This is a genomic window from Bacillus cihuensis (assembly GCF_000504145.1).
Classification (GTDB): domain Bacteria; phylum Bacillota; class Bacilli; order Bacillales; family DSM-1321; genus Peribacillus; species Peribacillus huizhouensis.
The window spans coordinates 724,696-746,455 of record NZ_KI632497.1; the positions used below are offsets into that span (position 1 = coordinate 724,696).

15 protein-coding genes and 1 tRNA gene are annotated in these 21,760 nt (G+C 38.4%); 1 reads left to right on the forward strand and 15 read right to left on the reverse strand.

Features of this window, described 5'->3' with window-relative positions:
• Window positions 1–541: 541 nt before the first annotated feature.
• From V179_RS0121635 to queG, 10 genes are all read right to left on the reverse strand, one after another.
• Complete coding sequence (locus V179_RS0121635; protein WP_028393334.1) at window positions 542–1,729, reverse strand: amidohydrolase; 1,188 nt, start codon at window positions 1,727–1,729, stop codon at window positions 542–544.
• A gap of 93 nt (window positions 1,730–1,822) precedes the next feature.
• Window positions 1,823–3,016: a M20 family metallopeptidase gene (locus tag V179_RS0121640; protein WP_028393335.1), complete on the reverse strand. Its 1,194-nt coding sequence runs from the start codon at window positions 3,014–3,016 to the stop codon at window positions 1,823–1,825.
• A gap of 271 nt (window positions 3,017–3,287) precedes the next feature.
• A complete protein-coding gene (locus V179_RS0121645; protein WP_028393336.1) occupies window positions 3,288–4,721 on the reverse strand; it encodes an MFS transporter in 1,434 nt (477 codons plus the stop codon).
• Window positions 4,722–5,131: 410 nt separating this feature from the next.
• Window positions 5,132–7,468, reverse strand: a complete 2,337-nt coding sequence (locus V179_RS0121650; protein ID WP_028393337.1) for a helix-turn-helix domain-containing protein — start codon at window positions 7,466–7,468, stop codon at window positions 5,132–5,134.
• A 127-nt stretch (window positions 7,469–7,595) separates the two neighbouring features.
• Window positions 7,596–8,762, reverse strand: coding sequence for a sporulation protein YhbH (yhbH, locus tag V179_RS0121655; protein WP_028393338.1), 1,167 nt, complete (start codon window positions 8,760–8,762; stop codon window positions 7,596–7,598).
• Window positions 8,763–9,599: 837 nt separating this feature from the next.
• Complete coding sequence (locus V179_RS0121660; RefSeq protein ID WP_028393339.1) at window positions 9,600–11,495, reverse strand: PrkA family serine protein kinase; 1,896 nt, start codon at window positions 11,493–11,495, stop codon at window positions 9,600–9,602.
• A gap of 1,281 nt (window positions 11,496–12,776) precedes the next feature.
• Window positions 12,777–13,526, reverse strand: a complete 750-nt coding sequence (nfsA, locus tag V179_RS0121670; protein ID WP_028393340.1) for an oxygen-insensitive NADPH nitroreductase — start codon at window positions 13,524–13,526, stop codon at window positions 12,777–12,779.
• 106 nt (window positions 13,527–13,632) lie between these two features.
• The gene (gene trmL, locus V179_RS0121675; RefSeq protein ID WP_028393341.1) at window positions 13,633–14,121 is read right to left on the reverse strand and encodes a tRNA (uridine(34)/cytosine(34)/5-carboxymethylaminomethyluridine(34)-2'-O)-methyltransferase TrmL; all 489 of its coding nucleotides are present in this window, start codon (window positions 14,119–14,121) and stop codon (window positions 13,633–13,635) included.
• A 67-nt stretch (window positions 14,122–14,188) separates the two neighbouring features.
• On the reverse strand, window positions 14,189–15,046 hold the full coding sequence (locus V179_RS0121680) for an amidase domain-containing protein (RefSeq protein ID WP_028393342.1): 858 nt from the start codon (window positions 15,044–15,046) through the stop codon (window positions 14,189–14,191).
• A 256-nt stretch (window positions 15,047–15,302) separates the two neighbouring features.
• A complete protein-coding gene (gene queG, locus V179_RS0121685; RefSeq protein WP_028393343.1) occupies window positions 15,303–16,442 on the reverse strand; it encodes a tRNA epoxyqueuosine(34) reductase QueG in 1,140 nt (379 codons plus the stop codon).
• Window positions 16,443–16,708: 266 nt separating this feature from the next.
• Between queG and V179_RS0121690 the strand changes: the two genes are divergently transcribed.
• The gene (locus V179_RS0121690) at window positions 16,709–17,374 is read left to right on the forward strand and encodes a B3/B4 domain-containing protein (protein WP_028393344.1); all 666 of its coding nucleotides are present in this window, start codon (window positions 16,709–16,711) and stop codon (window positions 17,372–17,374) included.
• Window positions 17,375–17,533: 159 nt separating this feature from the next.
• On the opposite strand, the gene V179_RS0121695 is transcribed toward V179_RS0121690, so the two are convergent.
• The 5 genes from V179_RS0121695 to V179_RS0121715 all read right to left on the reverse strand — a co-directional run bounded on the left by V179_RS0121695 (window position 17,534) and on the right by V179_RS0121715 (window position 21,738).
• Window positions 17,534–18,499 (reverse strand): quinone oxidoreductase family protein, encoded by a 966-nt coding sequence (locus V179_RS0121695; RefSeq protein WP_028393345.1) that lies wholly within the window; start codon window positions 18,497–18,499, stop codon window positions 17,534–17,536.
• A gap of 225 nt (window positions 18,500–18,724) precedes the next feature.
• Window positions 18,725–18,798: transfer RNA gene (locus V179_RS0121700), tRNA-Gly, on the reverse strand.
• 369 nt (window positions 18,799–19,167) lie between these two features.
• A complete protein-coding gene (locus tag V179_RS0121705; protein WP_028393346.1) occupies window positions 19,168–19,953 on the reverse strand; it encodes an HAD family hydrolase in 786 nt (261 codons plus the stop codon).
• Window positions 19,954–20,376: 423 nt separating this feature from the next.
• On the reverse strand, window positions 20,377–21,027 hold the full coding sequence (locus V179_RS0121710; protein WP_028393347.1) for a 3-oxoacid CoA-transferase subunit B: 651 nt from the start codon (window positions 21,025–21,027) through the stop codon (window positions 20,377–20,379).
• A 15-nt stretch (window positions 21,028–21,042) separates the two neighbouring features.
• Entirely contained in the window at window positions 21,043–21,738 is a 696-nt protein-coding gene (locus tag V179_RS0121715) for a CoA transferase subunit A (RefSeq protein WP_028393348.1), read from the reverse strand.
• Window positions 21,739–21,760 lie beyond the last annotated feature (22 nt).

Genomic DNA, 21,760 nt, shown 5'->3' on the forward strand with positions numbered 1-21,760 from the left:
AAAATATGACATGAAAAACATGGAGCCCTAGGATTATCTTTTTCTAAGTCTCGAGACGTAGGAGCATAGGATGAAAAGGGAAGGGAGATTACCTTGCTTCGATTCAAACAGTACTCAGAAAATCCAGAAGAATCATGCGAGAGTAAAAAAACTGTACGACTCATGTATAAAAATTCCCTATTTTTTGCATTACATCTACGACCGTGCCTTGGTCTTCTTCTTCATGAGCTCGAATTAGAGATTCATGATTTACTATAGAAACACAAAAAACCTTATCACATCCTCCACAATGCCAAGAATGTAATAAGGTTTGATATTATGATGAGTAAATGAATGAAACTCAATTCTCATTTCATTAATAGATTGCAAAAACGAAGTCATACTTCTTTTTCATGAATGATGTAGGGACAGGGCTTCGGCTTACTAATCTAGCCAATTTACTTTGCAGATATACGTACTTTATTAAGAAGGTTCTTCAAAGTCCGGCTCCGCACCTCCACCATTACAGGATGGATCCTTCATGGTAAATGATGGCGTTTTGTTAGTCTAATTCATAATAACTACATACAACCTGCCCAACTGATTTTGCCGCTACAAGAAGGGCATCTTCGTCAATATCAAATTTCGGATGATGATTGAAATAAGGATTTCCTACACCTTTTGGAGAACATGCGATGTAAAAAAAGCATGCAGGGAATTTTTCTGCATAGTAAGCAAAGTCTTCTGATGGTGGTAATGCCGGAAATTCCTTCACTTCTTTAATATCTTTATCATTCATGCTTCGTAGACTTTGTGCAACCTGTTCTGTAAGTTCAGGGTTATTGTATAAAGGTGGATAATCGGGTTCATACGTAAGCTCACAAGTCACTCCGAATTCTTCTTCAAGGCCTTTTACAAGACGACGAACTTCTTTCTCAATTTTTTCCTTTGTTTCTACAGTCATATAACGAATATCACCTTCTAGCTCGACACTGTCTTTAATGACGTTGAAAGTACCTTTGCCATCAAAAGACCCGATTGTAATAACACCGACATCAAATGGATTTAACCTGCGGCTAATAATGGTTTGGACGGCAGTAACAAAATGAGAACCAGCAACAATGGCATCATTAGCCAAATGAGGAGAAGAGCCGTGCCCGCCTACCCCTTGAACTTTTAATTTGAAATACGCTCTTCCATTGAATGAATATCCTGCATGATACCCCACAACACCTGCTGGACCCATTGGTAACAAATGAATACCGTATACAGCATCTAAGTCGTCAATCAAACCTGATTCAACAATACTTTTTGCTCCACCTGGTGGAACCTCTTCCGCATGTTGATGAATAATTTTAATCGTTCCTGGAATAGAATCTTTTAACTGAATTATACAATCAGCTAAAACTAATAAATATGCTGTATGTCCATCATGTCCACACGCATGCATAACCCCTTCATTTTTCGATTTAAACGGAACATCAGCTTCTTCTACGATTGGCAATGCATCAAAATCTGCTCGTAAACCAATCGTTTTTCCTGGTTTTCCACCTTTAATCGTTACAATAATGCCATATCCATTTCCAACATTCGTTTGGACATCGACGTCTTTACCTTGATAAAAATCGGCAATATATTGTGCTGTTTTTTCTTCCTTAAAAGATAATTCAGGGTTTTCATGTAAATATCGACGAATTTGAATGATTTCATCTTTACGTGCCTCTAACATGTCCATTAATTGTTTTCTCACAATTGTTCCCTCCCTATTTTTATTCAGATACAATGAGTTACAATTAAATAGATCTATTATTACGAAACAAATATCCAGTTTACAAATGATAACTTATTCTTTATTAGAATAACTGCAAATTACTTGAGCGACTGATTTCGCCGCTACAAGAAGGGCATCTTCATCGATATCAAATTTTGGATGATGATTGAAATAGGCTTTCTCTACCCCTTTTGGTTTACAACCAATGTAGAAAAATGTACCGGGAATTTTTTCTAAATAGTAGGCAAAGTCTTCTGATCCAGATAGCATGTCGAACTCATATACGTCTTTAATATCTGAATCATGATCTTTCAGGCTTTCAAGACTTTCTACAACTTTAGTTGTCAATTCAGGATTATTGTATAATGGAGGATAATCCGCTGTATATGTGAGTTCACACTGCACATCAAATTGCGCTTCAATTCCTTTTACCAATCGATGGACTTCTTGATCGATTAAATTTTGCGTCTCCTTCGTCATATACCGAACGTCACCTTCAAGTTCTACACGATCTTTAATCACATTGAAAGTACCTTTTCCATCAAAAGAACCGATTGTAATAACACCGACTTCAAATGGATTTAATCGACGACTGATCACCGTTTGAACAGCTGTCACAAAATGAGCAGCAGCCACAATCGCATCGTTAGCTAAATGAGGTGAGGAACCATGTCCACCTACACCTTGAATGCCTAATTTGAAATACGTTCTTCCTGCCATTGCATAACCACTACGGTATCCTACACTACCCGCAGGACTAGTTGGGAATAAGTGAATTCCGTAAACCGCATCTAAGTCATCAAGTAGACCAGATTCGACAATACTTTTCGCTCCACCCGGTGGAACCTCTTCCGCATGTTGATGAATAATTTTAATCGTACCTGAAATCGAGTCTTTTAACTGAATTAAACAATCTGCTAACACTAATAAATATGCCGTATGTCCATCATGTCCACATGCATGCATAACCCCTTCATTTTTCGATTTAAACGGAACATCAGCTTCTTCTACGATTGGCAACGCATCAAAATCTGCTCGTAATCCAATCGTTTTTCCTGGTTTACCACCTTTAATCGTTACAATAATGCCATATCCATTTCCAACATTCGTTTGAATGTCAACGTCTTTACCTTGATAAAAATCGGCAATATATTGTGCTGTTTTTTCTTCCTTAAAAGATAATTCCGGATTTTCGTGTAAATAACGGCGAATTTGAATCATTTCGTCTTTACGTGCTTCAAGTAAATCCATTAATTCGCTTCGCATTATATCTATCTCCTTTATAAGTTAAGCTCTTTTCATAATGATTTTTGTTTTAGTTTTTACCTGCTTAGAGGAGTGTATTGAAGGGTGACCCGCCTGTGCTAAGCACTGAGAAGGCTTCTGAGTCCACCAGCTGAAAGCGAGTACCTGTAACCGAAAATCAGCATATGTTAAGGTCAGATCACTTCCCTGTATTTCCTCTCAATCAATTGATCTTCCCTTCAACGTTCCAGTAAAATATTAGGAGAGAAGACCTCTCCCCCAATATTCTCCTTTAATGACTAGGTTGTGGTTCACCAGTATTTTGTCTTGATCTAGGTGATGGCTCCTTGGACGTTTTTCCAGCATCACTAGGAATCATAAAAATAATCGAGATGACGGAAAGTATACCGAATATTACGTTGACAATTACCCCTCCTGTTGCAGCTACTTCAACACTACTAGCAGCAGCAATGGCACCATAAACAGAAGCAGAAATTGCAACCCCGAACGCTCCACCTAATGAGCTTGCCATTTTGTAAACCCCAGCTGCTGCCCCTACTTTATCAGAAGGTGAATTAGATACAGATGTATCTGTAGATGGGGTTGCATAAATTCCAAGCCCAAGACCGAAACAAGCAAACCCAATAAATACAACTATTGTATAGGAAATGCCGGGTAAGAATGTTAATCCCATCATAGCTACACCTATAGTCGTTATTATGGCCCCCCAAATCATTGGAGATTTCGCGCCTTTTTTTTGTAAAATCTTCTCACCGACACGAATCATCGCAAGCACCGCTACTAAATAACCGATTGATAACATTCCTGATTGGAATGCCGTAAATCCACGACCGACTTGCACATACGTATTGGCAACAACAAGTGTTCCAGCTACAGCGTTTAATAAGAAGTTGGAATATGTGGCTCCTGCGTATGGTTTATTTTTAAATAAAGAGAAGTCAATCAATGCAATCGATTTTTTTATTTCCACCTTAACGAATACAATGATCCCTATGATTGCGATCGCTGCACAAATTAAAGTTAAAGAGCTTGTCCAGCCCCAATCCGATCCACGAGTAATAAACAAGTTTAAGGCAAGCATCGTAATAATAAATATAACTAATCCAGTATAGTCAAATTTAAAAGCACCTTTTGATTCTGCTTTACTTTCTGGAGTATCTTTTATAAGCAACATCGCTAGAAGAGCGAAGATAATAGAAAAGATGAAAATCCATCGCCAGCCCATATATGTTGCTATTGCTCCACCAGCAAGTGAACAAACACCTGAGCCGCCCCAAGAACCGATTGACCAGAAACTGAGGGCGCGTTGTCGATCAGGCCCCTCATAATAAGCTTTCACTAACGCAATTGTTGCTGGCATAATACATGCTGCTGAAATCCCTATGAGGATACGTCCGATAATCAACAATGCTGCACCTTGTGTTATAACAATAAGAAAAGAACCAACAACACTTAAAACTAACCCTATATACGTAATTTTTTTACGTCCAATCTTATCTGCAAAGCCACCAGCGGCAACGATAAACATGCCTGAAAACAAGGCAGATAAACTAATGGCTATGTTTATTGTTCCGAGTGAAATACCTAAATCTGATTGAACCGCCGGAACGACATTGACCATTGATTGAGCAAAGAGCCAAAATGTGATAACCCCAAAAACAATACCAATAATCAATTTATTTGTGCCTTTATAACTTGTTTCCATGATGAACCTCCTGATGTTTAGATTAAATTACTGTTAAATAGATTAAAGACTAAATGATTACTTATCTATAGCTTTTGTATAGAGTAAGTTTTTTACAATAGAAAGATTATCCATAATCGCTTTAATCTGGGGAAATTATCGATTAGAACAAATCTTAACAGGAACCTTTTGATTATTTTCTATACATTCATTATAAAAAATAAAGGTAATTTAGTAGAGTCAATTCTTATGTAGTTTAATACCATTTAGAGTACAAAAATAAACCTCGTTCTGAATCAGGTAAAAAAAGAGGGTTGATTTTTTACCTTCCATTCAATAAGAATGTATATAAAAAGCAACAAAGTATGCGAAATGAGCAAAAAAGGGTCAGAACTCCTATTCTTTTACAGGGAGTTCTGACCCTTTTATTATTAATATGTTTTTCGAATATCAAAAAAGTGAATAGCATTGCTCGTCAAGTAGGAATAAAATGACCAATCTCCATCAATCGTTTCATCAAATAGTTCCAAAGAAGGACGGCTAGAATTGATGATATAATCAATGATTTCAGCATCCATTCCATGCTTACTGTTAAAATTCCACCATTTCGTATATAAAGCACCATGTTCTTTATCAAACACTTGTTTACGTATTTGATATTCACCAGTTTGTATTCCAGAAATAGTAACACGAAGATCTTTATTAAGTTTTTGAAGGATCGTCTCTTCAAGTGAGAAATAAGGATTAACAATTGTACAATTCATCAATACCAATTGAAAACCTCGCTCATTTTGCGTCATCACGTAATCTGAACCATGTGCCACAATTTCGCCATGAAGACGTTTTAAGAACATCATGGCAAAATAAGCAGGACGCTTGCCGTTAAAGTAATGGAATAATTCTAAGCCGTCCATTCGAAAACGCTGATCCCTTCCACCCTCTTCATGGACTTCTGTGTTAATCCAGAAGCCAACCGATTCCACGTCATTCGCGATATCCAAAACATTTTTTAAGACTAAAGCTCCCCGAAAAAAAGTGCCGTTTGTAAATCGGGTATTCCCAGACAATGTATTCCACGATACGAGATGGAGCGGTTTTTCTAAATGATTCTTCTTTAAATACCACTTCATCTTAATCGTTTTTTCTTTAATATATTCCTTTGCTAATTGGAACGAGTCATCTACCATTTCTTTAAAGTCAATAAACTCATTTTGGTTTGCACTGTAGCCGATAAAATCAATATACTCACTGTATCCCAGCTGCCATATATGATGATCGTTTGTTTTTTCTTTGCGGAAAGAAAACGGCATATAGACCCCAACATGAATCGATTCAACAAACCTTTTCAATACACCATGTAATCTAAGATAGATTCTTTGAAGCTCTTTCGCTTCGACACCTGTAGAATACGGCTCATAAAACATGACATGCCAGTGTTTAACAAACGCTTCTCCGTACAATTGCAAACAATGCCTCATGAATTGAGTGAGCTTATTAAAATAATGATCTTCATTCCTTGATATATCCTTATAATCAATTTGTACGAATAAAGACAAATCATGCTTTTTTAGAAATTCTAGTGCACGATCAATATTAAAATATGGAGAAGTTGTCGCAATCGCTTCATCTGTTTCTACCTCTGGAGGAATCACTGTGCGGCTGAGCAGATGATGAACTCCAATATAACGAAGCTGTAAATCTTGTTTCACTGCCAGTACTTGAGATTGAACATCTTCCTTTAATAATTCAATGATTTCTCCAATATTAAGAATGTGATCTGGACAGTTTAATTTCAACGATAAAGGCTTGGACAAGTTGATTGACAGCTTATCAAAACGAGTCTCAGTGTGAGAATACGACTTTTGATCTTCCATCAGCAGACTGCTTAAATTCGCAACTATTTCTGGTGAACGAATCAGCATTGCGGCATCCTCTTTGCTATAGCTTTGAATAGAATCTTCTTTTTGTATCCCATGTTTTTCCCGATAAGCATGAGGGGTTATTCCGTATACTTCTTTAAAAAGGCTAGAGAAAGACTTAGAATTAGGAAATCCATTGTTCATAGCAATTTGCGAAATGGAGTCTGACGTATATAATAAATCCTTCATGCTATGTTTAAGCCTGATATTCATTAAAAAACGGCTGAACCCCATCCCCACTTTTTGTTTAAAATAGCGGGATAGATAGCCTGTAGAAAGATAAAATTTCTCGGCTACCTTTTCAAGGGTAATCAGCTGCTCATAATTCCTTTCCATATAGTCAATCATCTGGGATAATCGTAAGTTGTCCGTATCTGCTCTTTCAAAGACACTACCCTCTTCTTTAAACCGACGGATTAGGATCAGAAGTATTTGACAAATATTTCCATAAATCTCGATCTTATAGCTTTCTTCTTGTCTATAATGACTGACCATCACATTTGCAAGCAGCCTTCGAATAGATTGAATCATATCATCTCTTCCCATATCGATTTCTCGAGAATAACATTCAAATCGACGATTTCGATACTCCGCGTAATGATGATCCATAAAGGCATCCGAGATAGTTAATGAAAGCGTGCTATTACTTTCACTTCCTTGGACCTGATAAAGCTGATTGCGATTAATAACAAGGAAGTCTTTTTCTTCCAAATGATAAAAACGACTATTGGTTTCAATTTTTAATTCACCATTTATGACAAGGATGAACTGAATCCCTTTGTTTACTCTAGGTGCGATAAACTCGATATTTTGCAAAGAAATTTGAAAATCTGTATGTGGATCATCCAATCTTTTTCACCCATTTCTCATTCTTGTCCATTACAAGGCATACTATGAATTCTTTACATTTTTATACTCCACGCCAATCATAACAAATAAACGCAGACCAAGAAATCTTGTTCTGCGTTTGCTCTAATTATGCATGTAATTTCGTTTCTTCATTCTTAAAAAAGCTCTTCATCGCATGAAAGACATCGGCTTTTTGCTTTAAAATATAATGACGAAACTTTTCGTTATTAATATTTTTGTAGGCTGTCATTAAAGTTGAATGGCGGTTGTATTGATTAACTTCACCGTAGCCAAACATATTCGATACCTTCATAAGTTCTTCTACAAGTTTTACACAGCGGGCATTATCTGAGGTGAGATTATCACCGTCTGAGAAATGAAATGGGTAGATATTAAATCGATCAGGGTCGTATTTAGTGTCAATAAGCTCTAAAGCTTTTCGATAAACGGATGAGCAAATCGTACCACCACTTTCCCCTTTTGAAAAGAAGTCTTCTTCTGAAACGACCTTGGCTTCAGTATGATGAGCGATAAATTCTACCTCAACAGATTCATATTTTGTCCGAAGAAAACGATTCATCCAGAAAAAGAAACTACGAGCCATATATTTTTCCCAGAGCCCCATACTTCCCGACGTATCCATCATCGCTAAAACGACTGCTTTAGAATCTGGTTTTTCGATTTCATTCCAGGTCTTAAATTTGTAGTCTTCTTTATAAATCGGATGAAAACCAGGATCACCACTTAAGGCATTCCGTTTAAATGCAGCAATCATCGTTTTCTTCTTATCAATATTCCCCATCAGGCCTGTTTTTCTAATATCATTAAACTCAATATCCTCTATCGTGTTATCATCACGTTCTTTGCGCTGTAAATTTGGAAGTTCAAGCTGGCTAAACAAAGCCTCCTCGATTTCTAGCATCGTTACTTCTGCCTCGTAATAATCTTCTCCAGCAGCGTCTCCTGCTCCTTGACCTTTACCTGGTCCTTTTTCTGGGGATCCATCTCTTGCCACTACATCCCCAAGTTGACTGTCCCCATCTCCTTGACCTACATGCTTATTTTTATCATAGTTATAACGAATCTTATACTCATCTAGTGAACGAATAGGGATTCTCACGACGTCTCTTCCGTTTGACATAATAATACTTTCTTCAGAAATTAAATCTGGAAGATTATTCCTAATCGCTTCCTGCACCTTTTCCTGATGTCTTTGTTGATCATCATATCCTTTACGGTGGAGGGACCAATCTTCCTGTGAAATTGCAAACTGATGTTTGTTCTCTTTCGTCATACACTTTCCCCCCTTATTAGAAAGCTTAATGCGCCTGGTAATCGGCGACAAGCACAAGATATGCTGGCATGAGGATCGTGCTTTGATCTTCTTGACGGTTGGCTTGTATCTCGAGCTAATGGCGCCTGATGTGAACACTAAAATCTGTCATTCCTTATTTGAAACATACACAAGTTGCTTTTTTAAAGAAATTCGTACAGTTAAGACAGTTATATGGAGCTTTACAGCCAAATTCTAAGAATCAGTCGTCTGATAAAGTGAAACTTCTTCAGTGGGGGGGTCTTCATTTCCCCCTGATTGTTAGTCCCGTTCTACTGTCGCTATGATCTTCGCTTTCGCTTCGATCAATCGACAGTACGAACTAAGGTTCAATGAATCACTAACTTAGTACGCCGCGTCCTTTAGTCGTTCGTCTGTGTGACCCACATCCTGTGGGCTCAACTAAACCGCTGAAGATCACAGCGGTCGGGCAGTTATCTCCCTCCTACACTTCTTCGACTTCTCTAAGACTTGAGGTGGGGTTTTACTGCACATTAATGTGGGATAGGTTGAACCATTCTTTATCTCCTTGCATATGATACGGTAGTGCGGAAATCTTTATATCCCTACTTCGGAACATACACTATCCAACTGTTAGACTTTGCCAAATATTTCGTAAAAGATTGTATTACTCTATCCTATGCAAGGACACGCAATAATTTACAATAATTTATTAAAAATGGGCAAATCGCTTTAAACTGTACAAGCTTCTACATGTAAAGTTCAAGTTCATATAACATGACTTGTCCGAAGCAAAAGGGATCTGACCTCTTAAACTAAAGTCAGACCCTTCAATGATTATCTATTTAATAGACTACCAACATATTGTAGTAATTCATTTGCAGATGTAGAATTGTAACCATGCTCTTCGATTAGCCTTGCAACTACTTCATTTACTTTCTTCAATTGGTTCTCATCAGGCGTTTTCGATGACGTTGTAATTTTTACAACATCTTTTAAATCAGCAAATAATTTCTTCTGAATAGCTTCACGCAGGCGATCATGTGAATTGTAATCAAAGCGTTTTCCTTTTCTAGCGTAAGCCGAAATTCGAATTAGAATTTCTTCACGGAACGCCTTCTTTGCATTTTCCGAAATTCCAATTTGTTCTTCAATCGAGCGCATCAGCTTTTCATCAGGAGAAATCTCTTCACCTGTTAAAGGATCGCGGAGTCTAGATTTATTGCAATATGCTTCAACATTATCAAGATAATTATCCATCAATGTTTTCGCCGATTCTTCATATGAATATACGAATGCTTTTTGAACTTCATTTTTCGCAATCGCGTCATATTCCTTTCTTGCAAGTGAAATGAAATTTAAATATCTTTCACGTAGCTCAGATGTAATCGAAGGATGTTGGTCAAGCCCTTCCTTCAATGAGCGAAGTACGTCAAGTGCATTAATCGATGGATTTTCTTTCCGAATAATCGTTGAAGATATGCGGTTGATCACATATCGTGGGTCAATTCCGCTCATCCCTTCATCCTGATGCTCTTTTTTCAACTCATTAATATCGGCTGAATTAAAACCTTCCACGTTTTCACCATCATAGAGACGCATTTTCTTAATTAAATCGATATCTCCTTTTTTCGGGTCCCTCATCCGGGTCAGAATACTGAACATCGCAGCAACTTTTAATGTATGTGGCGCGATATGAACATTGTGAACATCACTTTCTTTAATCATTTTTTCATAAATCTTTTCTTCTTCTGTTACTTTTAAATTATACGGAATCGGCATAACGATGATTCGAGAATGTAAGGCTTCATTTTTCTTATTTGAAATGAATGATTTGTACTCGGTTTCGTTCGTATGCGCCACTATTAGCTCATCAGCAGAAATCAAGGCAAATCTTCCGGCTTTGAAATTTCCTTCCTGTGTAAGTGAAAGTAAATGCCAGAGAAATTTCTCATCACATTTCAGCATTTCTTGAAATTCCATCATCCCTCGGTTTGCCTTATTCAATTCACCATCAAATCGGTACGCACGCGGATCAGATTCCGATCCAAATTCGGCAATCGTCGAAAAATCAATGCTGCCTGTTAAATCAGCAATATCTTGTGATTTCGGATCAGATGGACTAAATGTTCCAATACCGACCCGCTTATCTTCGGAAAGGAATACACGCTCAACTATCACATCTTCAATTCTATTTCCATAATCCTGTTCAAGCCTCATTAAATTCAGTGGCGACAAATTCCCTTCAATACGAATACCATACTCATCAAAAAAGTCTTGGCGTAAATTTTGTGGAATTAAATGAAGTGGGTCTTCATGCATCGGACAGCCTTTTATTGCATAAATAGCTCCTGTATCTTTAAGTGAATACGATTCTAACCCTCGCTTCAATGCTGAAACGAGCGTCGATTTCCCACCCGATACCGGCCCCATCAGTAGTAAAATCCTTTTTCTAACATCTAATCGTTTTGCAGCTGGATGAAAATATTCTTCTACAAGACGTTCAAGCGACTCCTCTAAACCAAATAATTGACCACTGAAAAAATTATACTTCCTCGTTCCATTGACTTCTTCTATACCAGCATCTCTGATCATGTTATATACACGTGAATGCGCGGATTGTGCAACCCATGGCTGTTCTTTAACAATCTCCAAATATTCCGCGAAGGTGCCTTCCCATTTTAGCTTGTGCTCTTCTTCTCTAAATCTCGCAATCTTTTTTAAAATTTCCATCTTTAGCAACCTCCCCTTGTTACCTATCAGAGATGAATACTTTAATCTATGCAGCGAATCTGACAAACATGTACAGAAGTTCAGACGAAATGAAAAAGCTTGCTAGAAATAACCTATTCCTATCCATTACTTTACCTGCTACGAAACTAGGGACGATGCCTAAGAGAGATCAGACCCTTTTATATTTCTATTCGATCTTTAAATAAGATATTTGGAAAAATTGCCTTTATTCGTTTATAAAATGAAACTTCAATCAATGGGGGTTTACGGCCCGTTAAGGCGGATAAATTGGTCCTCCGAAAATCATTTTGACTATTTGTACAGCCAATACTCAATAATCAAAGATTTCCTTTCATTAGCGTTCACATTGTTGAAAAATTGGGGTATACTACCTTTATACGTAACATAGGAAGAATTTAGTTCAGGGGGGTTACATAATGGGAACGGTAATTATTCTCGCGGTTATGGTGACGTTTTTAGTTGCAATTTTCACTGCTGGATACGATGATAAACCATTTGTGAAAAAATAAGCCAAAACACGGTACAAGGTTCATTAGGGGAAGAATTTTCATGTGTTTTACTGAATATTTTTAAAAGAGGATGTCTGAAAAGGTGTTTTACACTTTCATAAGGGACATCTTCTTTTATTTTCTAGACTCTGTTTAACTTGATTGCTGATTTGAAACGAAAGGCGTTCGTCTCTTTGACGCGCTTATCCCGCAGTAGTCTCACACCTTCTGCTCCAATCAACAATGAGCTTTAACACAGCCTTTATTTTATAAGATGTTTGATATCTATTTCATCTAAAAGCTTTTCAATCCAAATTAGAGCCAATCATTGCGAAAAGCCCTCGCACTCTCTAAGACTGTCCGTTACATCTCCCACGAAAGCGACTGTATTACTAGTTTGATTCAACTAGTCATAACCATCAATGGGGGAAGAAAGCCCCCCTTGATTGAGGTTTCACTTTATCCCGCTTTAACGAGCAGTAAATCCCAACCTCAAGGCTTGGAAGAATCGAAGAAGCATAGGTAGAGGATACTGCCCGTAAAAGCCCGATTGGTGAGATACAGTGAAACTTACCGATGCGTGAGCAGAGGTTTAGTTGAGGCCCGCAGGTTGTGGGTCACACAGACGTTGCCGCAGGACGCGGCGCACTTAGTCTGTGATTCATTGATTCGGGTTCGTAGAGTCGTTTTATCGAAGCGGAGCGGAGATATTAGCGACTCTAGAACGGGACTAACAATCAGGGGGATGAAGCCCCCTGATTGAAGTTTCACTTTATCGTTTGTTCAAGCCTTGACGCTCAACAAAGTCCTTCATATACATTCTGCTTTTTTTTGTAATCATCCCAACCATTTGACTTGTCCAGGTATCTTTTCGAACGGCATTTGTCCGTTTTCGATAATATCCAGAAATCGTATCATTATACTTCTCCAATTGAGCAATAAATTCCTCCTTATTGGGCTGATACTCATTTTCGTGATAAACATGTTCAATGGGTAGTCGTGGTTTTTTTTCACTTTGACCCTTTGGATATCCGACAGCCAAGCCGAATAATGGAATGACTTTAGGTGGAATATTAAGAAGCTCCGTTACTTCAGGTAAATGATTGCGAATGCCGCCAATATAGCAAATACCAAGTTCCATCGATTCCGCAGCTACAGCAGCATTTTGAGCGGCAAGTGCTGCATCAATGGTCGCAACCATGAATTTTTCCGTACTTTCTAACGGCTCTGATAAATCCACTTCTTCCATTTCTGCAACAATCTCATGTCGATGCAAATCAGCACAAAATATAAAAAGATGCCCGTTATTTTCCACATATGATTGCGGACCAGCAAGCTCTGCTAATGCCGCTTTTTTCACAGGATCCGTAATACCGATAATAGTATACGCTTGTACAAAACTTGAAGTTGAAGCTGCTTGAGCAGATTGGACAATGGCTTGAATTTGTTCGGACGTTAATAGCCTGTCTTCAAAAGATCGAATAGAACGATGATCCAATATTTTTGCAATAACTTCATTCATACCCTATTCACCCTCTCTTTAATTAAAGAAAACAAACGCCAAAATCAACAGCTGATTATATTGAGCCTATGTAAAAAGGGCTCAGTTTTGGACCGGCCCTTTACAGTTATTTTTCTAGTTTCAAATCGAGATCCCGATAATTTTGCTGTCTCAGCGCCTCGTAAACGAGAATGGCAGCTGTATTAGAAAGGTTCAACGAGCGAACATTTCCAGTCATTGGAATTCGAAGACAGCGGTCTTTTTGCTGTTGGATTACATCTTTTGGCAACCCAGTAGTCTCCCTGCCAAATAAGAAATAAATTTCACGATCTTGGTCACTGTAATCAAAGCTAGTATGTGGTTTTTCACCAAACTTGGACAGATAATAAAAATCACCGCCCGCATTTTGTTCAAAAAATTCATCTAATGAATCATAATATTGAATATCAACATGATGCCAATAATCCAGCCCAGCCCTTTTCAAAGCTTTGTCGTCGGTGGAAAATCCAAGCGGACGGATTAAATGCAGCTTCGTATCAGTTGCTGCACAAGTTCTCGCGATGTTTCCAGTATTGGCCGGAATTTCTGGTTGATATAAAACGACATGTATTGCCACGTTCTGTTCACCTCTAGTATAGTCTTTAAACTATATTATATCATTAATTTTCACTTGTGCCTCATCATCAGCTTCCGTCAAGTATTTTATAAAACTTGTAAACAATTTTAGGTGTATAGGCGCTTGAATCTTCATAGGTCCAATAACGATGTCTACTATTTGTCGTATGTGCATTCACTAGCGGCATTCCATTTTCATCCTTAGCTGTCACAATCAACGAATGATTAAATCGACCGTCTCCTTCAAAGTCAATACAAATAATATCCCCTAAATTCAATTGTTCAGCCGACCGAACTTGCTGCGTTCTAACCCCCTTTCCCCCTGCCAGCAACTGCTGGAATGCATTAGCAACCGTCCAACTAAAACTCCAGTTCTTTCCCGACATCCACCACCCCCTATTTCGATTCGAGCTTCCCCACATCGGAATTCCTCCAGCATGTAAGCATTGTGAAATAAAACTTGAGCAATCATCCGTAAACTTTGGATACGCTGGATTAAAATCATTCCACCATCTTTCCGCATATTTCACGGCCTTCAAACGATCATACGTATACTTTATTCTTTCCGAAAACACATCAATTTTGCGCTCTTCCTGATTCTGACCATATATTCTTTCGTTTTCATAATCACTGACCACTTTTCCATTTTGAAACGTGGCTCGCCTTTCTTCTGTTTCTTCTTCAATGAAAAAAGTGTCTCGTTGTTTAATAAAATATTGAAGATGAAGATGATAGTCTAATTCTGTTTCATTTTTATTATCATGCCTAGACAGCACTTGACCTGCTGCCTTAACCCGGACAATTTCTGCTTCCCTTTGTTTTAACAAGTTTTGTTTTCGTTCAAGTTTTCCTTCTACCGCTTCACGCGACTTTCCAATATACTGTTCAATTCGTTTCTGTACAAGTGCTATTAGCTGAATCTTCAAACAAACTCCCCCTTAAAAATCAAACTTCCATCAGTCGGGATCATATTCCGAAAAAAGAATGAATTTAAAGTGTTGACCATTTTAGTCTGCATTTTTCGATTATCCACTCCGATGGTTAATTTTAATGAATCGAGGATTGATTATCTTCTAAATTAAGAAAGGCATTTATCCGTATGATAAGATATATGTATAAAACTTCGGTAAAAATACAAAAAAAGGCTGACCTCGTAATTCCTTACGAAAGGTCAAACCTCATTTACTCAGGTATTGCACTAAAACTAAGTCCTTTGTCTATTTCAGCAAGTACCTCTTCGTCCGTTTCTCTTTTACGTGCTTCTTTAAGTACGGATACCGACTCGTTTCCACCGATTTTGCCAATTGCCCATGCAGCAGTCCCGCGTATGACAGGTCGTGGATCTTCCTTCATAACAGCTATTAAATCAGGTAGTGCAGTCTCATCTTTAAAATGAGCAAGTGCCAGTATCGCATTTCGTTGGATCGGCTTTTTACCTCGCCAAGATCCTGACGCGTGACCATATTTCTCCTTAAACTCACGATTTGAAATCGTAAGTAACGGCTTTAATAATGGTTTTACAAGCTCTGGATCAGGCTCCATTTCTTCATGAAAGTGAAAATCCATACCTTTATTTTTCGGACAAACGGTCTGACACGTATCACAACCATACAAACGATTACCGATTTTCGTCCGAAATTCCTCTGGTAAGAATCCTTTTGTTTGTGTCAAAAATGCAATACAACGCTTTGCATTCAACTGTCCACCTTGAACAAGAGCACCTGTCGGACATACATCTACACATTTATTGCATGTTCCACATTGATCTTCAATCGGTTGATCTGGTGCAAAAGGGATGTTTGTAATCATATCACCTAAATAAACATAAGAGCCAAATTCAGGGGTAATAATTGCACAGTTCTTCCCACTCCAACCAATCCCAGCGCGCTCGGCAACAGCTCTATCAACTAGTTCGCCAGTATCGACCATTGATTTCGCCATTGCCCCTGGCACTTTTTCCTTAATAAAGTCCTCAAGCAGTTGCAGTTTCTTACGTAGGACAATATGATAATCCTGTCCCCAAGAAGCTCGGCAAAAAATCCCTCGACGTTCGCCTTTCTTGCTTTGTGGCGCGTTCTTCATTTTCGAAGGATAGGCGAGCGCAATCGAAATGATTGATCTCGGTTCATTGAAAATTAATGTCGGATCCACTCTTTTATCGATATCTGGCTCTTCAAAGCCAGATTGGTAACCTAATTCCTGCTGTCGAATAAGTAAATTCTTCATTTCCTGAAACGTTGAAGCCGTTGTAAAACCGATTTTATCTATACCAATTTCCTTACTATATTGAATCACTTCTTGTTTAAATGCATCTATATCCACATTATTAACTCCTATCAACTAACTAAAAGTGTGTGTTCAAAAAGGTGGATAAAAAGATCCTAGAATTTCGCGTGGTGATTGTCTCTAGACCTGCGCGTATACAGAATACATGAGAACCGAACATGCACAGTTCATTCATGAGCGACGAAGAAATTCGACTGCAATTTTTACCGGACTTATTGAACACATCTAAAAGAAGCCTACTCAATATTAAACCTACGTCATCTATGATAAACTATATCCAACTATTTTTGGAGGTGAAAGGTTTGGAAGTTCAGATTGATGCCATACTCCGTGATAAAATTCCCAATTTTAAAGCAGGCCTTATTTTTTATCAAAATATTGCAGTAGGCGACTCGCCACAAATGATCAAAGGGAGACTCCAACTATTTCAGGAATCGATTTTCTTTGATCTTCAAGACAAAGTAATAAACGACATTTCTGGAATTAAAGAATGGCGACAAACATTCAAAGCGATCGGAACCAATCCATCACGCTACAGACCATCTGTTGAAGCTCTCTATCGCCGAATTCAAAAACAAAATTACATTCAGCCTGTCCATTCTGCCATCGACATAAACAATTTCTTTTCGCTACAATACGAGGTGCCAATCGGCATTTATGATCTCGATCAAATAGCCGGAGATGTCACGCTAAAAATCGGCGATGAAACCGATCAATACGATGGGTTAAACGGCCGCAGTAATTCCATGAAAGGGATGATTACATCAGCTGACAAAAATGGACCTTTCGGCAGTCCTTTCGTTGATTCAGAGCGGACCAAAGTTACGGAAACAACAACCTCTGCCCTGCAAATCATTTACCTAAAACAACAGACTTCATTAGAAGAAGCAGATAAACTGACGCAATCACTAATGAAGATGTTTTTACAAGTTCATGGCGGTGAAGGGATTTATACAATCGTTAATTAGCCGTACATAGCTAAACACCGTCCATATCATCGGACGGTGTTTAGGTTTTTCTGAACTAAGCTAATAAAATTTTGCAGCTACAGCAACGCCATAACAAATTTTCACAAGGACGAATACTTTTCATGCGAGATTTTTATCATTAACAAACACTTTTGACCTTTATGGAATCAATAAAATTTTTCCGGTGCTGTTTCTGCTTTCTAACAATTTATGCGCATCCGCGCCATCCTTTAACGAGAATGTAGTAGGTTCTTTCAATACTAGTTTTCCTTCAGCAATCCAGTTAAACAATTGTTTTGACCGAGTATTTCTTTCCTCATATGAAGTTAAAACATTCCAAAGATCTCCGCCAGTCAGCGTTTTTGATGTATCCATCAGCATACGAGGATCGACTGGAGCAGGATCTCCACCTGCCATGCCGTAAAATACAACCGTACCACCGATTTTTGTCGTTTCAAAACTGTCTGCTAAAGTCGAACCCACGGACTCATACACAACGTCCACTCCATGACCTTTCGTTACTTCCTTCACTTTTTCACTCCATTGTTCTTCGTATAGGAATACATGATCGGCTCCAGCTAAAATAGCAGCCTCCGCCTTTATTGCTGAAGAGGTTAGTCCAATGACCTGACTACCAAGCAGTTTAGCAATCTGAACAAGTAGCTGGCCAACGCCTCCTGCCGCCGCATGAACAAGAACAGAGTTTCCTGCTTTGACTTCAAAACTATCTTTTGTTAAATAATGTGCAGTTAATCCTTGAAGCAAAACAGATGAGGCCGTTTCAAAAGAAATATCGTCTGGTAACAAAATAGCCTTTTCAATAGGAACAGCAACTAATTCTGCATTTGCAAACGGCACATCTGCAAACGCGATTCGATCGCCAACCTTTATATTTGTGATGCCATCACCTACTTGCTCTACGATACCAGAACCTTCATACCCTAATATATAAGGTGGAAGACCCGCTAAATGATAATTGCCCTTCCTTCTGTAAACATCGGCAAAGTTCAATCCTATTGCCTTCATTCTCACCAATATTTCGCCTTCCTTAATGGAAGGATCTGACATCTCTTTATAGCGCAGTACCTCTGGGCCACCAAACGATTCAAAGATTAATGCTTTCATTTTACTACCCCGTTTCTACTTATATGAATGGGTACATATGTACGTACCGTTAAGCATTAATGGAAAACCAATAACCATTATTATTATTTATTATTTAATATCATTATCTAGCTATTCCCACTTAAAAAGGACCTAACCTCTTAACGAGATCAAATCCTTGTAAAACATAAAAAAACGCAATGCGTCGTTCTCTATGTAACGAAACACTGCGTTAGTAGCTATGTATGGAGCGGGTGAAGAGAATCGAACTCTCATCATCAGCTTGGAAGGCTGAGGTTTTACCACTAAACTACACCCGCATGTAATTTGTCGAAATTTGCGTTTCCTTATCAACAAAATTAATTATATATCTCTTTCTTGACTTTTGCAACCTTTTTATTAAATTCTAGGATGCTTTCCTAAATTGGAAAAGTCCTCCATAGGAGAACTTTTTCACGCAACTAATACTCTTACCATTATGATATGTATGACCTCGGTCTTTTTCGGATTCTGAATTCGATCACATACATCTTTTAACGCTATGCCTCATTCCGGATCTGTTCTTGAATAAGAATTTTTATATACACAAGCTATGCTGCAATTCGGTAAATCTTCCCTAGAAAAATTTCTGTTTTCCAAAGTAGATCGAATCGTCTAAATATCCAAATTTTATCATTTTTAATTATTTTTTATTTTAATGACTGCAAAATCGGATACAGCTCTTCTAAATGAGTAATCTCATAAGTAGGAATTACTTCATTACGTTCTTTCTCGTGTCGATTAATCCAGACAGACTGAATGCCTAAGCGGGATGCCCCGAGGATGTCTGTCATTAAATTATCGCCTACCATTAAGACTTCATCCTTACTTACATCCATACGTTCTAATGCATGTTCGAAAATGGATGCGTCTGGCTTACCTTTACCGAATGCTCCAGAAATAACAATATGATCAAAATATGGAACAAGTTCAGGAGTAATCGCTAGTTTCGTATTTTGTAATTCTGGTGAACCATTTGTCAGCAATAATAAACGATATTGATCATGCAGCTCATCCAATACCTGGAACGTTTCGTCATAAAGAAAAGGGCGCTTTTTCCGCTCTTGAGGGAAGCGTTCTGCTAATTCAGCACCGAATTCTTCATCATTAATCCCAAGCGACTTTAAGCCCCTAATCCAAGAATCCCGGCGGTAGACTGGTGCATACTCCTTCATCTTTCCAAATTCTATCCCCTCATCACCGAAATCCCCCCACAATCCTTCAAAAGGGTTAATACCAATCATTTGTGTAAATGAATAGGTATCATACGATGCATAAAGCTCCCGCGCTTCTTCACGCACCGCTTCCTCTAATTGCTCAGCAGCTACTTCATATTTCTCTGCGGCATACTCACAAGTAGCTTTAAATGCTTCACTTATACTTTTTTGGTCCCATAGAAGGGTATCATCCAAGTCAAAAAAGATCGCTTTAATCAAGTTCAACAGCTCCTAGTACAGATTATGTATACCTTTATCATATACAGCTTTGGCTTAGATGAAAAGAGAGAAAAAAGAGTCCCTATAAGATTGATTGCTTTTTTCACTATTTATTATGAAATTAATAAATAGTTTTACGTAACCTTTCATTATCAAAAAACTTTTTTGAAGAATTCGGGAACTATAAAACTAAAAAGAGAGAAAAGCCATTAACTGCTTCTCTCTCTTTTATATGGCGGACATGGGGACCGGACTTCGAGACTCACTAAAATAGCCAATCCACATAGCTGGATACTGATTTTACCGAAAAGCATCCAAAATTCCGGCTCCGCACCGCCATTGATTAAGTGAGTGTAACGTGGTACAGAATTAAACCTCCAAGATAAATGGTGGCGTTTTAAATCATGAAGCTACAACACCAGATTAGTTATTTACTTTCAGCGTTTCACTCACCACAAATTCCGCTTCCGTCTTTTCTTTTACTTCTTCAAGGGTAACCCCTTTTTGCAGCTCCACTAATTCCATTCCTGATTCCGGGAAATGGAACACTGCTAAGTCCGTGATTAGGCAATGAACGACGCCTTGACCGGTTAGTGGCAAAGTACAGGTCTTCTTAACTTTGGATTCTCCATGCTTATTCACATGGTCCATGATTACAACTATTCGTTTAGCGCCTTGCACTAAGTCCATTGCGCCACCCATTCCTTTTACCATTTTCCCAGGAATCATCCAATTTGCTAAATCTCCTTTTTCGGAAACCTCCATCCCACCAAGAATAGCAAGATCAATATGGCCACCGCGAATCATTGAAAATGATTCAGCGCTATCGAAATAGGAAGCACCGGCTTTTGCTGTGACTGTTTCTTTGCCGGCATTGATCAAGTCCGGATCTACTTCGAGATCTGTCGGATATGCCCCAATTCCAAGTAAGCCATTTTCTGATTGCAGCATGACATCAACATCTTCTGGAATCATATTGGCAATCAGGGTAGGCATCCCGATTCCTAAATTCACACACATTCCATCTTGTAATTCTTTAACTGCACGTTCTAGAATACGTTTTCTTCCAGTCATAACAAACCCTCCCCTTTATGTGTTAGCTGTTGTAAGCCTTTCAATTCGCTTCTCATATTTCTCACCAACAAACACTTTTTGAACGTACACGCCAGACGTATGGATATCATCCGGATTCAGTTCACCGATTCCTACCATCTCTTCGACCTCTGCGATCGTCAGCTTTCCTGCAGTGGCGACTACGGGATTAAAGTTTCTAGCCGTTTTCCGATAAACAAGGTTGCCAAATGGATCTGCTTTCCACGCCTTCACAAACGCGAAATCGCCAACAATCCCTTTTTCCATAATATATGTTTTCCCATCAAACTCTTTATGCTCTTTCCCATTAGCTACCTCTGTCCCGACGCCTGTAGCTGTATAAAAGGCGGGAATTCCAGCTCCTCCAGCTCGCAAGCGTTCAGCAAGTGTACCTTGAGGAACAAGTTCTACCTCAAGTTCACCACTTAAAAATTGTTGTTCAAACAGTTTATTTTCACCTACATAAGAAGCGACCATTTTTTTTATTTGTTTATTTTCCAAAAGCAAACCAAGTCCCCAATCGTCGACACCGCAATTATTGCTGACAATCGTTAAATCTTTTACTCCTTTATCTCGTAAACTGGTAATTAATTTTTCTGGAATCCCACATAAACCGAAGCCGCCTACAACAATTGTCGAACCATCCTTAATTTGATGTATTACTTCGTCTAATGATGATAGAACTTTACTCATTTTTCCATCTCCATTCTTTCGT

Bases quoted from the DNA above. Each gene is read 5' to 3' on its own strand.
- V179_RS0121710 (WP_028393347.1), bottom strand. From the start codon at position 21,027: ATGACTGGAAGAAAACGTATTCTAGAACGTGCAGTTAAAGAATTACAA.
- nfsA (WP_028393340.1), bottom strand. From the start codon at position 13,526: ATGAATGAAGTTATTGCAAAAATATTGGATCATCGTTCTATTCGATCT.
- yhbH (WP_028393338.1), bottom strand. From the start codon at position 8,762: ATGACGAAAGAGAACAAACATCAGTTTGCAATTTCACAGGAAGATTGG.
- V179_RS0121660 (WP_028393339.1), bottom strand. From the start codon at position 11,495: ATGGAAATTTTAAAAAAGATTGCGAGATTTAGAGAAGAAGAGCACAAG.
- V179_RS0121695 (WP_028393345.1), bottom strand. From the start codon at position 18,499: ATGAAAGCATTAATCTTTGAATCGTTTGGTGGCCCAGAGGTACTGCGC.
- V179_RS0121645 (WP_028393336.1), bottom strand. From the start codon at position 4,721: ATGGAAACAAGTTATAAAGGCACAAATAAATTGATTATTGGTATTGTT.
- V179_RS0121640 (WP_028393335.1), bottom strand. From the start codon at position 3,016: ATGCGAAGCGAATTAATGGATTTACTTGAAGCACGTAAAGACGAAATG.
- V179_RS0121715 (WP_028393348.1), bottom strand. From the start codon at position 21,738: ATGAGTAAAGTTCTATCATCATTAGACGAAGTAATACATCAAATTAAG.